The sequence below is a fragment of the Frondihabitans sucicola genome, from assembly GCF_030296615.1.
GTDB classification, from domain to species: domain Bacteria; phylum Actinomycetota; class Actinomycetes; order Actinomycetales; family Microbacteriaceae; genus Frondihabitans; species Frondihabitans sucicola.
The window spans coordinates 2,934,053-2,948,097 of record NZ_AP027732.1; the positions used below are offsets into that span (position 1 = coordinate 2,934,053).

Below are 14,045 nucleotides of genomic sequence, written 5' to 3' on the forward strand. Positions count from 1 at the left end.
TCGCTCTGATGGGTTCAGGCCCTGTGAGAAAACACAGCGAACGCCGCGACGAGGGAGGCCTTAGAACGAGGTCTCGTCGCGGCAGCTAAGAAGAAGCAGGCCGAACAGCACGGATCGACCCTAGCACCGTGTCCGGTGGCGGGCGCAAGCCGAGGCGCAGGATCCTGCCCTACCTCGTCTGGCGGAGCAGCTTCGGCACCTGGCGGACCGACAGCTCCGGCAGGTAGGCGCGGGCCAGCGCCGTGCCGATGGTCGGGAGTTCGAGAGGGTCGGGGTAGGCCATGACGAGCGGGACGAACTCCGGCTGGAACTTCTGCTTGAAGGTCAGCAGCGACTGGAAGCCGTAGGCGGGTTCGAGCACTCGCGCGAGGAAGCCGAGCAGGCGCTCCGTCTGGCTCGCGGCTCCGCCCGAGCCGTCGGCTGTGGCGAGGGGCGCGCCGGAGAGGCTCAGGAACTCGAGGCCGTCGTCGCGACCGCGCAGGGCTGCGGAGGCGATGACGAACTCCATCACGCCGTTCATGCTGTCCGGACGGCGGCGCATGAAGTCGAGGGTGCGGCCGATCACCTCGCCGTCCCGGTAGCTCGGCAGCCAGCTCGTGACCGCGAGGACCCGGTCGGACGAGTCGACCGCGAGCATCAGAGCCACGTCGCGATCCATCAACTCGTCGAGGCCGCCGAGCGTGAATCCCAGCTCGGGGAGATCCTTCTCCGCGACCCACTGCTCGGAGATGTCGTCGATCTGTTGGGTGATCGCCGGCCGCAGTGCGCCGTAGGTGGTCCACTCGGCGCGGACGTCGAGCTTCTCGGCGCGGTTGATGCTCGAGCGGACGTCCTGCCACTTCTTGCCCTTCATGGTGAAGGTGGCCGGATGCAGCACGGTCTCCTCCCCCACCGGCAGCAGGGCCCAGCCGAGGTCGCGGAAGACCGGTGCGATCTCGTCGCGGACGCTGTAGAAGACCGGCGAGAGCCCGTGGTCGTCGCACCAGCGCGCGAACTCGAGGATCACGTCGGCCGTGCGATCGGCCGAGCAGAGCGGGTCTCCGGTCGTGATCGCCGTGTTGCCGATCACCCGGTAGGCGACGGCGGCCTGGCCGTCGTGCGTGAACCAGTAGCTGTTGCCCTCCCAGGTCGCCATGTGCGACAGGGCGCCGGTGACGCCGCGTCGCAGGATCCGGTCGACGTCGCCCCGCGCGCGGACGGTCGTCCCCTGGGTCGTCGAGCGCGACGTCGCCACCAGCAGTGCTGCGATGACGACGAGCCAGAACACCGGGCCGACGGACTCGAAGACCACGCGCAGCGGACCGTCGTCCGGGACGGGGCCGAGCCGATGGAGCCCGAGGAAGCCGACCGGGATGAAGCGCTCGGGCGCGGACAGCAACAGGCCGGGGAACGAGATCGCCGGGGTGAACCGGTCGCGGCCGAGATAGCCCGTGCTGACGTAGAAGACGACGAGAGCGACGAAGGTCGACCCGACGGTCCAGCCGAACTGCCGGGCGACGACACGGGGTGTCCGCACGGTGAAGTGGTGCAGGAACACGACGAGGACGACTGCGACCGAGAGGGGCGCCACGACCGAGAGCAGCGCCAGGAACAGGCGTTCCACCAGGTGGCCCGGCAGAGCCGGCGTCGTCTGGGCGGTCAGCGGCAGGATGCCGTAGTAGACGGCGGCGAGGACGGCGAGCAGGGCGTTCACGATCGCCGCCACGCGGACCGCGAGGCGCCGTCCGCGACGGATGAGGGAGGCGCAGACGAGAAGCGTCAGCAGCGGGAGCAGGCTCAATGCGATCGTGCCGGGCCCGTGCAAGCCGCCCAGGGCCAGATCGCGCGTGCAGTCGGTGTCCGCCTGGAACCGGCAGAGCGCGGCCGTGTGACGAAGCGGGAGCGCACTTCCGAAGAGCTCCCCCAGCGGGGCCAGCGCGCCGATCGGCGACCGCGTGAGCAAGGTCACCACCGGACCGAGAGCGGTGATCGCGACGAGCGTGGAGAGCAGCACTCGCGCCTCGTGGTGTGAGCTGCGCGTCCACGGCCGCTCGACGTGTCGGTCGGTGGGCCGCATGATCCTGCCGAGGAGCAGGCCTGCGGCGGCGCCGGCCAGAGCGTAGAGCCCCGAGGGGTGGCCGTCGTAGAGCAGGAACGTGGTGATCGAGGCGAACCCGATCAGCCGGATGCGGCGACGCCAGAGGGGGCCGGCGAAAGCGCTCGCGGCCATGATCGTGCCGAGCGCCGGGGTGAACGGGTGGAGCGTCGTGTCGTAGGCCACGGTCAGTGCCCAGACCTCGCCGAGCCCGATGCCGATGGCCTGGACGGCGACCCCGATGACCGTCGCCACGACGCCGGTCGCGAGGTAGGCGACGATGGTGCGCTGCCAGCCGATCCTGCGCTCCGCAGCACCGACGAGAACGAGGACGGCGATGACCGTCGTGACGAGCTCCGGAAGGCTTCCGGAGAAGAGCACCGAGCCCAGGGTCGCGATCCACGCGTGTGCCGAGGAGCGGTCGTCGACGCCGGCGCCGATCAGGTCGCGCAACGCGTCCGACGGCCCGCGGACCACGCTCCCCGACAGCACGGCGACCAGCACGAGCACGGCGGAGACGATGACGCTCACCGGTTGGTCGCGGGCGAAACGCACCAGGGTCGTCGAGCTGCGCGCGACGAGCCCCGGTGTCGCGTCGCCCCGCCCGGCCGTCGTGGTCATGGCGTCCGGCCCATGGTCGAGAGGCCGAGCCGCGGATACAGACCGGCGAGGCCGCGCGCGAAGGCGTTGGACGCCGTGGTCCAGTCGTGCCCGCTGTCGGGCGAGAGATAGCGGGTCACCGTGATCTTCGACCGGGCGGCCAGGGTCGACATCACGGTCATGTTCCGACGGTACGTGGCGTCGTTCTCGCCCGCGGCGAAGAATCCGACCGTGTCCGCGTACGGGCCGTGCCGCTGCATGACGGCAGCGGGTTTGGCGCGATCGAACGCCGCGGAGCTCCCGGCGAACCCCTCCTCGATGGCCGTCCGGTCGCTCGAGAGCGTCGGGTACCGCTGCCCGGAGACGTCGAGGAACGAACCGAAGAGCGCAGGATCGCCGGTCGCGAACTGGAGCGCGCAGGTCGCGCCCTGTGAGAACCCGCCGGCCGCCCACGCCTCACGCCCCTGCACCACGTGCAGGTGTGCGCGGATCCAGGCCGGAACGTCGACGGTGAGATAGCGGGCGCTGTTCCCGAGCGCACCGTCGACGCACATCGGATTGGCGCCGGCAGATCCCAGCTGATCGGGCACCACGACGATCGGCGCCAGACCGTGGTTCTTCTTCGCCAGGGCGTCGAGGGTGCGCGGGATCCTGCCGGCTGCCATGACCGAACTCGGGCTGCCCGGCTGACCCGACATCAGGATCACGACGGGCAGTGCCGGCGCGCTCGCCACCAGCGCCGCCGGAGGGAGGTAGACGAGTGCTCTGCGAGCGACGAAATGCGACGTGGTGGCCGGGATCGACACGGAACCCACCCTCCCGTGCCTCGGCATCAGAGCCGGCGGCTTCCAGTCGGCGTAGATGTCGGAGTCGTGCTCGACGAAGGCCGACGACGCGGGTGTCGGCAGCACGAGGGGTCCGTCGAGGTCGACACCGGCCGCCTGGCCGAGCGTCACGAACTCCCCCACGTCGCGATTGATGGCGAGGCCGCCGGCCAGCACGAAGCCGGCGATGGCGAAGACGGCGACGACCTTGCGGCCGACCGGAGCGAAGACGAGATTGACGACACCGAGGCAGACGCCGGCGACGAGGGCCCCGACCCAGACCCGGTCGACCCAGGTCGGCGGCACGTCGAACTCGTTCAGCAGGTCGCCCACCACCCAGATGGCGGTCCCCCCGATGGCCGCCCCCAGCACGACCGCGACGACGACGTGGCGCGCCCACGGGCCGCGTCTCTTCCGCGGGCGGGTGAGCAGCAGGATCGCGAACAGACCGGCGATCGCGTAGCTCACGCCCAGCGTCGGGGTCGCCACGAGCGACAGGTGCTCGAGCCACTCTTCCGGGTTCACGCTCTCAGTGGACCACTCGGCGGCTGGGAGTGCGACGAACGCCGCGGATCAGCTCGTGAGACCGTGCTCGTAGGCGTAGACGACGAGCTGAACGCGGTCGCGGAGGGAGAGCTTCGCGAGGATCCGCGAGATGTGCGTCTTGACCGTGGCCTCACTGAGGAATTCGAGCTGGGCGATCTCGGAGTTGCTGAGGCCGCGGGCCGCCGACTGGAAGATGTCTTTCTCGCGGGTCGTGAGACTGTGGAAGGCCTCGGGCACCTGCTTCGCTCCACCGGCGCTGCCGTCGAAGTGCTCGAACAGCTCGCGGGTGGCACCCGCCGCGATCACGGAGGTGCCGGCGTGGACCGTGCGGATCGCCGCCAGGAGGAACTCCGGGTCGCTGTCTTTCAGCACGAAGCCGCTGGCACCGCCGCGGATCGCCCGGGTGGCTGCTTCGTCGAGGTCGAACGTCGTCAGCACCAGGATGCGAGGCGCGCGACGACGCTCGCGGTCGGCCTGCTCCAGGATGGCGGCGGTCGCCGCGATGCCGTCCATGACCGGCATGCGGATGTCCATCAGGACGACGTCGGGTTGGGTGCGGGCCACGACCTCGACCCCTCCTGGCCGTCGCCGGCCTCACCGACGAACTCGAGGTCTCTCTGTGAGGAGACGACCATGCGGATACCGGCGCGGAACAGCGCCTGGTCGTCGACGAGGACGACTTTGATGGTGCTGGTGGGTGTCGGGGTCGACGGTTCTTCTGTGGCGATGCTCATCGGAGCCGGACCTCCTGGGTCAGTGCGGTGGACGGGATGTTGGCCCGGACGATGAATCGACCGCCGGCCTGGTGCGTGGTGAGGGTACCGCCGGCGAGGGTGGCGCGTTCGCGCATGCCGACGACGCCGTGGCCGCGGCGCTCGTCGGGCCGGTACTGCCCGCTGGTGGTCAGGGCATCGGAATCGAGCGGCGTCGTCGCCCGGAGCGTGCTGGCGATGATGATCGTGAGGTCGTCGGGACGCCAGTCGAACAGGACGTCGACCGACGAGGTGGTGTCGCCGTGCCGCAGGACGTTCGTGAGCGACTCCTGGACGATGCGGTAGATCGCGAGCTGCCGATTGCTGCCGAGCTGCGCGGGGACGCCGCTCGACCGGAGGTCGATCGACAGTCCGGCTGTGGTCATCTGCTCGACGAGCTTCTCGAGGTCGCCGAGCACGGGCTGCGGGGCGGCACCCTGGCTGTGGCGGAGCTGCCCGAGAAGGACCCTGACCTCGACCAGCGCCTCGCGGGCCGTCGCGGCGATCGTGCCGAGGTTCTCCTCGACCGAGTCGGGATCGGCTTTGTAGGCGTACCGGGCGCCGTCGGCCTGGGCGATGACGACGGCCAGCGAGTGCGCCACGACGTCGTGCATGTCGCGCGCGATGCGGGAGCGCTCCTGCTCGACGGCGATGTCCCGCTCGGCGCGGGCGGCTTCGCGTTCGGCCTGCGTGGCGACGTTCTCGGCCCGGGCGGCCTCGCGCTCGGCGACGAGCTGACGGTCGCGGCTCTCCCGCGCCGCGTAGCGGGTGCGCACCAGCTGGCCGCCGACCCACGGCAGGCCGAGCAGGGCCAGGAACCCCAGGAACGTGATGCCGATCTGGAGCAGCAGGCGGACGAGATCGGTCGCACTGCTGACGTCGTGCAGGACGCCGAAGAGGGCGAGCTGCGCGAAGGTCACGTAGAACATGCCGATCGCGGCGCCGATGCCCACCGACCCGAGGCCGAGCCACTTGACCCGAGCGCTCCCGTAGGCCGCCGAAGCGTAGAGCACGGCGCAGATCGCCAGGTTGGAGACCTGCGGCGTCGACAGCGTGAGCATCTCGAAGGCCGCGGTCGCCCACGCGACCGAGAGGGCCGTCGCCGGGGAGAGGCGTCGGAAGGCCAGAGCGACGGCCATGCCGAGAGTGATGACGAGCGAGAACGGATTCGCGTGCAGGTCGAACGGCAGCGTGATCAGGCCGACGACGAGCCCGATCAGGACGTCGATGACGACCTGGTGGGTGCGGATACGGCGGAAGATCACCCCACAACCGTACGGGGTGGCGGAGCCGCCGTCAGCGGGTTCCGGTCAGCAGACATCCTCCGTCGCGCGGAATCATCCGGTCGATGTACGTCGGCCGGATCGAGGTGCCCGGCGTCTCAGAACCCGAGGCGGCCCAACTGCTTGGGATCGCGCTGCCAGTCTTTCGCGACCTTGACCCGGATCGACAGGAAGACCTGCTTGCCGACGAGCGGCTCGATCTGAGCGCGCGCCCGCTCGCCGACCTCGCGGAGGCGCTGCCCCTTGTGGCCGATGACGATGCCCTTCTGGCTGTCGCGCTCGACGAAGAGATTGGCGTACACCTCGACGAGATCGCGGTCGTCCCGCTCGACGATGTCGTCGATCGTGACCGCGAGCGAGTGCGGCAACTCGTCTTGCACGCCCTCGAGAGCGGCCTCGCGGATGAACTCCGACACGCGATCCTCGAGGAGCTCCTCGGTGACCTGGTCGGACGGGTACAGCTGCGGGGAGACCGGAAGGAGCTTGATGAGTTCGGCGGCGACGGTGTCGAGCTGGATCCTGCTCACGGCCGAGAGCGGCACGATGGCCTCCCAGTCGCGCAGGGCGCTGACCGCCAGGAGCTGCTCGGCCACGGCGGCCTTGGAGGCGGCGTCGATCTTGGTGACGATGGCCACCTTCTTGGCGCGCGGGAACGAGTCGAGTTGCTCGTTGATGAAGCGGTCGCCCGGGCCGATCTTCTCGTCGGCAGGCACGCAGAAGCCGATCACGTCGACATCGCCGAGGGTGTCTTGGACGACGCTGTTGAGGCGCTCGCCCAGGAGCGTGCGGGGACGGTGCATGCCCGGGGTGTCGACCAGGACGAGTTGCCCGCTCTTGTGGTGGACGATGCCTCGAATCGCCCGGCGGGTCGTCTGCGGCTTCGAGGAGGTGATCGCGACCTTCTCACCGACGAGGGCGTTGGTCAGCGTCGACTTGCCGACGTTCGGGCGCCCGACGAACGAGACGAACCCGGCGCGGTACTCAGGGGTGGAGGTCATCGGTTGGTCCGCTCGTTGGGGATGGTCGTGGTGGGGGTGTCGCTGAAGGCGGCCTGGCTCGACTGCAGGGCAGGATCCCGGCTCACCAGCACGGTCTGCAGGTTGCGGCGGCGCCCCTCGGTGCGATTGGCGGTGAGCACGAGCCCGGAGACCGTCGCCTGCGACCCCCGCTCGGGCAGGCGGCCGAGGGCCTTGGTGAGCAGACCGCCGACGGAGTCGACGTCGTCGTCGTCGAGCTCGATGCCGAACAGGTCGCCGAGCTCGTCGACGGGCATCCGCGCGCTCACGAGTTGCACGCCGTCGGCGACCTCGCGGTGTTCGATCACGGTCTGGTCGTATTCGTCGCTGATGTCGCCGACCAGTTCTTCGATGAGGTCTTCGAGAGTGACCAGCCCGGCGATGCCGCCGTACTCGTCGACGACCATCGCCAAGTGGTTCTTCTCGGACTGCATCTGGCGGAGCGTCTCGTCGGCGCGCTTCGACTCGGGCACGAAGACGGCCGGCTTGGCGAGGTCGGACGCGTGTCGGACCGTGCCGCCGCGGCGCTCGTGGAGGAAGCGGGCGGCGTCGCGGAGATACATGATGCCGAAGACGTCGTCGCTGTCGCGGCCGATGACGGGGATGCGAGAAACGCCCTTTCCGAGGAAGACCGCCATGGCCGACTCGACCGTCTGATCGGCGTCGACGGTGACCATGTCGGTGCGCGGGATCATCACCTCGCGAACGACCGTCTCGCTGAACTCGAAGATGGAGTGGATCAGCGTGCGGTCGTCCTCGTCGAGGACGTCGAGTTCTGTTGCTTCGTCGACCATGCTGAGCAGTTGCTCCTCCGACGAGAACGAGGCCGTGCGCGGCCTCCCCGGGGTCACCCAGTTGCCGACCGCGACGAGGGCGGCCGCGATGGGTCCGAGGACCAGCCGGAGCGCGCGGACGAGACCGGCGACGAGCGCGATGAGGCCGCGGGCGTGCGCCCGCCCGACGCTGCGTGGGCTGGAGCCGACGAGGACGAACGAGACCGCGGTCATGATGAGGGCCGACAGGAGGAGCGCCCACCACCACTCGGGAATCGAGTAGGCGAAGGCGAGCGACACGAGCACGGCGGCGGCCGTCTCGGCGAGGACGCGGACGAAGTTGATCGCGTTGACGTGTGCGCCGACGTCGTCGGCGATCGCGCGGATCGAGCGTCCACCGCGACGATGCGTCTCGGCGAGCTCCAGGAGGTCGTGACGGCTGAGGACCGTGAGGGCGGAATCCGCGGCGGCGAGCACGCCACCGACGATGACGAGCAGGACGGCCGCGGTGACGAAGATCGCGATCATCACGGTCGTCTACGCTTGCGACTCGGCCGCGGCGAAAGCGGCGAGGATCTCGCCCTGGATGCCGAACATCTCGGCCTTCTCGTCCGGCTCCGCGTGGTCGAACCCCAGCAGGTGCAGGATCCCGTGCGTGGTCAGGAGCAGCATCTCGTCGAGAGCGGAGTGACCCGCCGTCACCGCCTGAGCCGTCGCGACCTGGGGGCAGAGCACGATGTCGCCGAGGAGGCCGGGCGGGGTGGGGTCTTCTTCGGTGCCGGGGCGCAGTTCGTCCATCGGGAAGCTGAGGACGTCGGTCGGGCCCGGTTCGTCCATCCACTGGACGTGGAGCTGTTCCATGGCGCCCTCGTCGACCAGGACGATGGCCAACTCGGCCTCCGGATGCACGTGCATCTGGTCGAGCGCGAACGTGGCCAGGCGAAGGATCGTGTTCTCGTCGACGGGGATCGCCGACTCGTTGTTGATCTCGATGCTCACCGATGCTCTCCTGTCGTGGGCGCTGTGACCTGGCGGGCCGTCGCCGTCGCCGGGACCGGCGACGCGTCGGCTTCGCGCTTCTGCTGCCTGGCGTACTGCTGGGCCTGCTTGTCGGCGTCGAACTTCGTGTAGGCGTCGACGATGCGCGCGACCAGCGTGTGCCGCACGACGTCGTCGCTCGTGAGGCGCGCGAAGTGGATGTCGTCGATGCCGTCCAGCACTCGCGTGACGAGCTGCAGGCCGCTGGCCCCGGTCGGGAGGTCGACCTGCGTGACGTCGCCGGTCACCACCATCTTGGAACCGAAGCCGAGTCGGGTGAGGAACATCTTCATCTGCTCGGGCGTGGTGTTCTGCGCCTCGTCGAGGACGACGAACGCGTCGTTGAGCGTGCGACCGCGCATGTAGGCGAGCGGAGCCACCTCGACCGTGCCGGCCGCGAGCAGCTTGGGCACCACCTCGGGATCCATCATCTCGTTCAGGGCGTCGTAGAGCGGCCGCAGATAGGGGTCGATCTTGTCGGTGAGCGTGCCGGGCAGGAAGCCGAGGCGCTCACCCGCCTCGACCGCGGGGCGCGTCAGGATGATGCGCGTCACCTCGCGGCGCTGCAGCGCCTGGACGGCCTTCGCCATCGCGAGGTAGGTCTTGCCGGTACCGGCTGGGCCGATGCCGAAGACGATCGTGTTCTCGTCGATGGCGTCGACGTACTCTTTCTGGCCGAGCGTCTTCGCGCGGACGCTCTTGCCCTTGTTCGTGACGATGGCGGTGCCGAAGAGATCGGCCGGGTGCCCCTGGTTGTTGTCGAGGATCCGGCCCGTGGTCGCCACGTCGGCGGCACCGAGATCGTGGCCCTGGCGCACCATGGCGACGAGCTCGTCGACGAGCACGTGGGCTCGTTCGACGTCGGCGCGGGGGCCCTCGAGGGCGACCTCGTTGCCGCGGACGAGGACGCGAACCAGCGGATACTGCTTCTCGACCGCTCGGAGCAGTCGGTCTTGCGGGCCGAGGAGTTGCACCATGGCCACCCCGTCGACGACGAGGTCGACACGCGACGTGTCTTGGAGGTCGTTGCTGGAATTGCTAGGCAAGTGAGCCTTCCTGGAGATTCCCGGCCATCACGTGTGCGTGGACGTGGAAAACGGTCTGACCGACGGCTTCGCCGGTATTGAAGATCAAGCGGAACTGACCGAGCGGGAATTCCTTCATCAGCGAAGGGTCTTCGGCCAGTGAGCGACCGACGGCGACGACGTCGGCCAGCAGACCGGGATCGCCCGCCGCCAGTTCGACGACGTTCGCGTACTGCTGGGTCTTCGGAACGACGAGCAGGTGCACGGGAGCCTTGGGAGCGATGTCGTGGAACGCGATCACCGTCTCGGACTCGTAGACGATCGTCGCCGGGATCTCGCGCCGGACGATGCGCGTGAAGATGGACGGCTCGGTCTCCTGCTCGTGACTCATGCCCCTCATCGTACCGATCCCGCTAGCGGCGAGACCGGGGTCACCAACGCCCGAGGCGAACACTGAGAACGGCCAGCGCGGCAGGCCCGGCCGTCGACGTGCGCAGCACCGAGTCGCCGAGTCTCACCGTGGTCGCCCCGGCGGCCTCGAGCGTCAGGATCTCGTGGGGCGTGACGCCGCCCTCCGGGCCGACCACGATGACCACGTCGGACTCGTCGCCCAGATCGACCTCGGCCAGCGACCGGGTGGCGGTCGGTTCGAGGATCAGGACCCGGGATGATCCTGCGCGTTTCACCAGATCGGCCGTCGTGGCGACCTGCCCGACCTGCGGCGCCCACGGACGGACGGACTGCTTCGTGGCCTCACGCACCACCGCCGACCAGCGCGCCAGGCCCTTGGCGACCTTCGGGCCCTCCCACCGGGAGATGCTCCGCCCGGCGGCCCACGGCACGACCTCGTCGACGCCGAGCTCGGTCGCCGCCTGGACGGCGAGCTCGTCGCGGTCGCCCTTGGCGAGGGCCTGGGCGAGGACCACCCGGCGGGCGGGCGCAGGATGCTCCGTGACGGCCTGGACGGACAGCACCAATCGGTCGCCGCTCGCCTCGCGCACCTCGCCCTCGACGACGAGCCCGCGCCCGTTGCCGACCCGCAGAGTCTCACCGACTCGCACTCGGCTGACCGTCACGGCGTGCCGAGCCTCGGGCCCGGTCACGATGACGTCCGATCCGACCGCGGAGTCGGCGAGCTCTTCGACGAGGTAGAAGTGGGCCACGATCAGAAGTTGAGGAAGCGGTCGCGCAGCTTGCCGAACAGCCCCTGCTGGAACTGCGAGAGCATCGGCTGGTCGTGTTTGCGACCGGAGGCGAACTTCTCGATCAACTCGCGCTCTTTGTGCGAGAGCTTGGTCGGGGTGATGACCTGCACGCCGATCTTGAGATCGCCGCGACCCGAACCACGGAGCCTGGTGACACCGCGGTCTTTGATCGTGATGACGTCGGCGCTCTGAGTGCCCGGCTTCACCTCGACCTGGATGTCGCCGTCGAGCGCTGTGACCGTGGTCGACGTTCCGAGGATCGCATCCGCCATCTGCACCTCGAGCGTGGCGAGGAGGTCGTCGCCGTTGCGGCTGTAGACGTCGTGGTGCTTGACCTTGACCTCGAGGTAGAGGTCGCCGTTCGGACCACCGGCGGGGCCGACCTCGCCCTGGCCGGGCATCTGGAGCCGGATGCCGGTGTCGACGCCGGCGGGGATGTCGACGGGGATCGTGCGGCGTGCGCGGACCCGGCCCTGACCCTGGCAGGTCGGGCACGGGTTCGGGATGACGGTGCCGTAGCCGCGGCAGGTGCCGCAGGGGCTGGAGGTCATGACGTTGCCGAGCAGCGATCGGACGGTGCGCTGGATCTGACCCGAACCGCCGCAGATGTCGCACGTCTGGGGGCTGGTGCCCGGGGCGCAGCAGGAGCCGTGGCAGGTGTCGCACAGCACGGCCGTGTCGACCTCGATGTCGCGCTGGACGCCGAACACGATGTCGTCGAGCTCGACTTCGAGGCGGAGCAGGGCGTCTTGACCGCGCTCGCGCCTCGATCGCGGGCCCTGCCGCTGCTGCTGTCCGCCGCCGAAGAACGCGTCGAAGATGTCGCCGAAGCCACCTGCACCGCCACCACCGCCGAAGCCGGCCTGGGGACCGGCGTCGTAGCGCTGCCGCTGCTGCGGGTCGCTGAGGACGTCGTAGGCGTGCGTGACGTCTTTGAACCGCTCGGAGGCCTCCGGGCTCGGGTTGACGTCGGGGTGCAGCTCGCGCGCGAGCTTCCGGTACGCCTTCTTGATCTCTTCGGGCGTCGCCTGCCGGTCGACCCCGAGGACCTCGTAGTGATCTGCCACTTGTCTCCGTCGTGCTTCTTGTGGTGCTGGTGTCATGGATGGGCGCCGTGCGGTGCCCCGGTCTGAAGTTCTGTCTGGGGTGCGGCCCGTCAGTGCTCGCCGAGGAGCCCGGACAGGTAGCGGGCGACCGCGCGGACGGCCGCCATGTTGCTCGAGTAGTCCATCCGGGTGGGGCCCAGGACGCCGAGGCGGGCGATCTCGCCGCCGGACGCCGTGTACCGCGAGGCCAGCACCGAGGTCTGCGCCAGACCGAACGACTCGTTCTCTCGGCCGATGCTCGCGACGACGTCGACGTCGCCGGCCCGCATCTCGCCGAACAGGCGCAGGAGCGTGACCTGCTCCTCGATCGCCTCGAGGACGGGGAAGAGATTGCCCGAGAAGTCGTCCTCGGTGAGGACGAGGTTCGCTGCTCCCGCCATGACGAGCTTCTCCTGGCGGCCGGCCGTCGCTTCGTCGAGGAGGCTCTTGACCACCCCTCGACGAACGGCGTGCGCTCGGGACGGAACTGCGCCGGGAAGTCGACGAGCCTGGAAGCCGCCTCGGTCAGGGAGCGACCGCCGATGAGACCATTGAGCTTTGCGCGCAGCTCGCCGAGGAAGGCCTCGTCGATCTCGCGACCCGTGTCGAGGGTGCGCTGCTCGACGTGACCGGCGTCGGTGATGAGGACCGTCATCACGCGGGTGTCGCTGAGCCGGACCAGCTCGACGTGCCGGACGGCGGCGCTGGAGAAGGTGGGGTACTGGACGAGGGCGACCTGATTGGTGAGCTGCGAGAGCAGCCGGACCGTGCGCGAGAGAACCTCGTCGAGATCGGAGGAGTTGCCGAGGAACGTCTCGATGGCCGTGCGCTGCGCCTGGCTGAGAGGACGGAGATCGGCCATCTGATTGACGAAGAGCCGGTACCCCTTGTCTGTCGGCACGCGGCCGGACGAGGTGTGCGGGGCGGCGATGAGCTCTTCTTCTTCGAGGAGGGCCATGTCGTTGCGGATCGTCGCCGCGGAGACGCCGAACTGGTGACGCTCGACGATCGACTTGGAGCCGACCGGCTCCCGTGACTCGACGTAGTCGTGCACGATCACCCGGAGGACTTCGAGACCTCGCTCGCTGACCACAGCCACCTCCTGCCTCCGCACCACCTGCGCGACGGCGCCCTGCCAGGCGCTGGCACTCCGTCGATAAGACTGCTAATCCTACTCCACGCTCCTGCACACCTCTGGCCTCGGTGGCCCGCGTGCCGATATGCTCGGGGCCGTCCAGGCCTTCCCAGCGATCTCCGGGCGGGCGCAAAGGCGCAGACGATTGGTGAATCGAAATGACCGACACCCCGAATCCGGCCGGCGATCACGAACCGACTCCCCCGCCCGGCTCCTCCGGAAACCCCGGCGGCCAGCAGGGAGCCGCACCCGGTGGCGCGCCGGGTGGCGCGCCGTACGGCGGCAATTACACGCCGCAGCCGATGCGTCCGGAGGACGAGCGGCTGTGGGCGACGCTGATCCACATCGGCGGCATCCCGTTCGGCTTCCTTCCCTCGCTGATCGGCTACCTCGTGCTTCGAGACCGCGGCCCGTTCATCCGGGAGCACACGCGCGCCGCCCTCAACTTCCAGTTGACGATGCTGATCGGTTACGTGATCGGCGCGATCCTGACCATCGTGTTCATCGGCACGCTCATCATCTTCGCGGTCGGCATCGTGATCATCATCTTCTCGATCATCGCCGCGATCGCCGCCAACCGGGGCCAGTACTACAGGTACCCGATCTCGATCGAATTCATCAAGAACTGAGGCGGCCGCTCCCGCACCGCCCCTCGACCCGCTTCGGACACGGCGACGGTCGGCGGACGG

General features: G+C 69.3%; 11 protein-coding genes and 2 pseudogenes. 1 reads left to right on the plus strand and 12 read right to left on the minus strand.

Translation table 11 applies throughout. From position 1 onward, the window contains the following. Window positions 1-169: 169 nt before the first annotated feature. The 12 genes and pseudogenes from QUE79_RS15130 to hrcA form a co-directional block, all read right to left on the minus strand. The gene (locus tag QUE79_RS15130) at window positions 170-2,695 is read right to left on the minus strand and encodes a bifunctional lysylphosphatidylglycerol flippase/synthetase MprF (RefSeq protein WP_286343806.1); all 2,526 of its coding nucleotides are present in this window, start codon (window positions 2,693-2,695) and stop codon (window positions 170-172) included. After that, window positions 2,692-4,023, minus strand: a complete 1,332-nt coding sequence (locus QUE79_RS15135; protein WP_286343807.1) for an alpha/beta hydrolase — start codon at window positions 4,021-4,023, stop codon at window positions 2,692-2,694. Before QUE79_RS15135 ends, QUE79_RS15130 begins: the two co-directional genes overlap by 4 nt. Before the next feature lie 48 nt (window positions 4,024-4,071). After that, window positions 4,072-4,778 (minus strand): annotated as a pseudogene (locus QUE79_RS15140) (response regulator transcription factor). Beyond that, the gene (locus QUE79_RS15145) at window positions 4,775-6,061 is read right to left on the minus strand and encodes a sensor histidine kinase (protein ID WP_286343808.1); all 1,287 of its coding nucleotides are present in this window, start codon (window positions 6,059-6,061) and stop codon (window positions 4,775-4,777) included. The pseudogene QUE79_RS15140 and the gene QUE79_RS15145 overlap by 4 nt, the downstream one beginning before the upstream one ends. A 116-nt stretch (window positions 6,062-6,177) precedes the next feature. After that, the gene (era, locus tag QUE79_RS15150) at window positions 6,178-7,077 is read right to left on the minus strand and encodes a GTPase Era (RefSeq protein ID WP_286343809.1); all 900 of its coding nucleotides are present in this window, start codon (window positions 7,075-7,077) and stop codon (window positions 6,178-6,180) included. After that, window positions 7,074-8,396 (minus strand): hemolysin family protein, encoded by a 1,323-nt coding sequence (locus QUE79_RS15155; protein ID WP_286343810.1) that lies wholly within the window; start codon window positions 8,394-8,396, stop codon window positions 7,074-7,076. The genes era and QUE79_RS15155 overlap by 4 nt, the downstream gene beginning before the upstream one ends. A gap of 9 nt (window positions 8,397-8,405) precedes the next feature. Continuing rightward, entirely contained in the window at window positions 8,406-8,867 is a 462-nt protein-coding gene (ybeY, locus tag QUE79_RS15160) for an rRNA maturation RNase YbeY (protein WP_286343811.1), read from the minus strand. Continuing rightward, window positions 8,864-9,952, minus strand: coding sequence for a PhoH family protein (locus QUE79_RS15165; protein ID WP_434011008.1), 1,089 nt, complete (start codon window positions 9,950-9,952; stop codon window positions 8,864-8,866). The genes ybeY and QUE79_RS15165 overlap by 4 nt, the downstream gene beginning before the upstream one ends. Continuing rightward, complete coding sequence (locus QUE79_RS15170; RefSeq protein ID WP_286343812.1) at window positions 9,945-10,322, minus strand: histidine triad nucleotide-binding protein; 378 nt, start codon at window positions 10,320-10,322, stop codon at window positions 9,945-9,947. The genes QUE79_RS15165 and QUE79_RS15170 overlap by 8 nt, the downstream gene beginning before the upstream one ends. A gap of 40 nt (window positions 10,323-10,362) precedes the next feature. Beyond that, on the minus strand, window positions 10,363-11,094 hold the full coding sequence (locus QUE79_RS15175; RefSeq protein ID WP_286343813.1) for a 16S rRNA (uracil(1498)-N(3))-methyltransferase: 732 nt from the start codon (window positions 11,092-11,094) through the stop codon (window positions 10,363-10,365). 2 nt (window positions 11,095-11,096) lie between these two features. Next, window positions 11,097-12,203, minus strand: coding sequence for a molecular chaperone DnaJ (gene dnaJ, locus QUE79_RS15180; protein ID WP_286343814.1), 1,107 nt, complete (start codon window positions 12,201-12,203; stop codon window positions 11,097-11,099). Window positions 12,204-12,292: 89 nt separating this feature from the next. Beyond that, window positions 12,293-13,314, minus strand: a pseudogene (gene hrcA, locus QUE79_RS15185) (heat-inducible transcriptional repressor HrcA). A 200-nt stretch (window positions 13,315-13,514) separates the two neighbouring features. Between hrcA and QUE79_RS15190 the strand changes: the two are divergent. Next, window positions 13,515-13,985 carry a DUF4870 domain-containing protein gene (locus QUE79_RS15190; protein WP_350271554.1) on the plus strand — a complete coding sequence of 157 codons (471 nt, stop codon included), beginning with the start codon at window positions 13,515-13,517 and terminating at the stop codon, window positions 13,983-13,985. Window positions 13,986-14,045 lie beyond the last annotated feature (60 nt).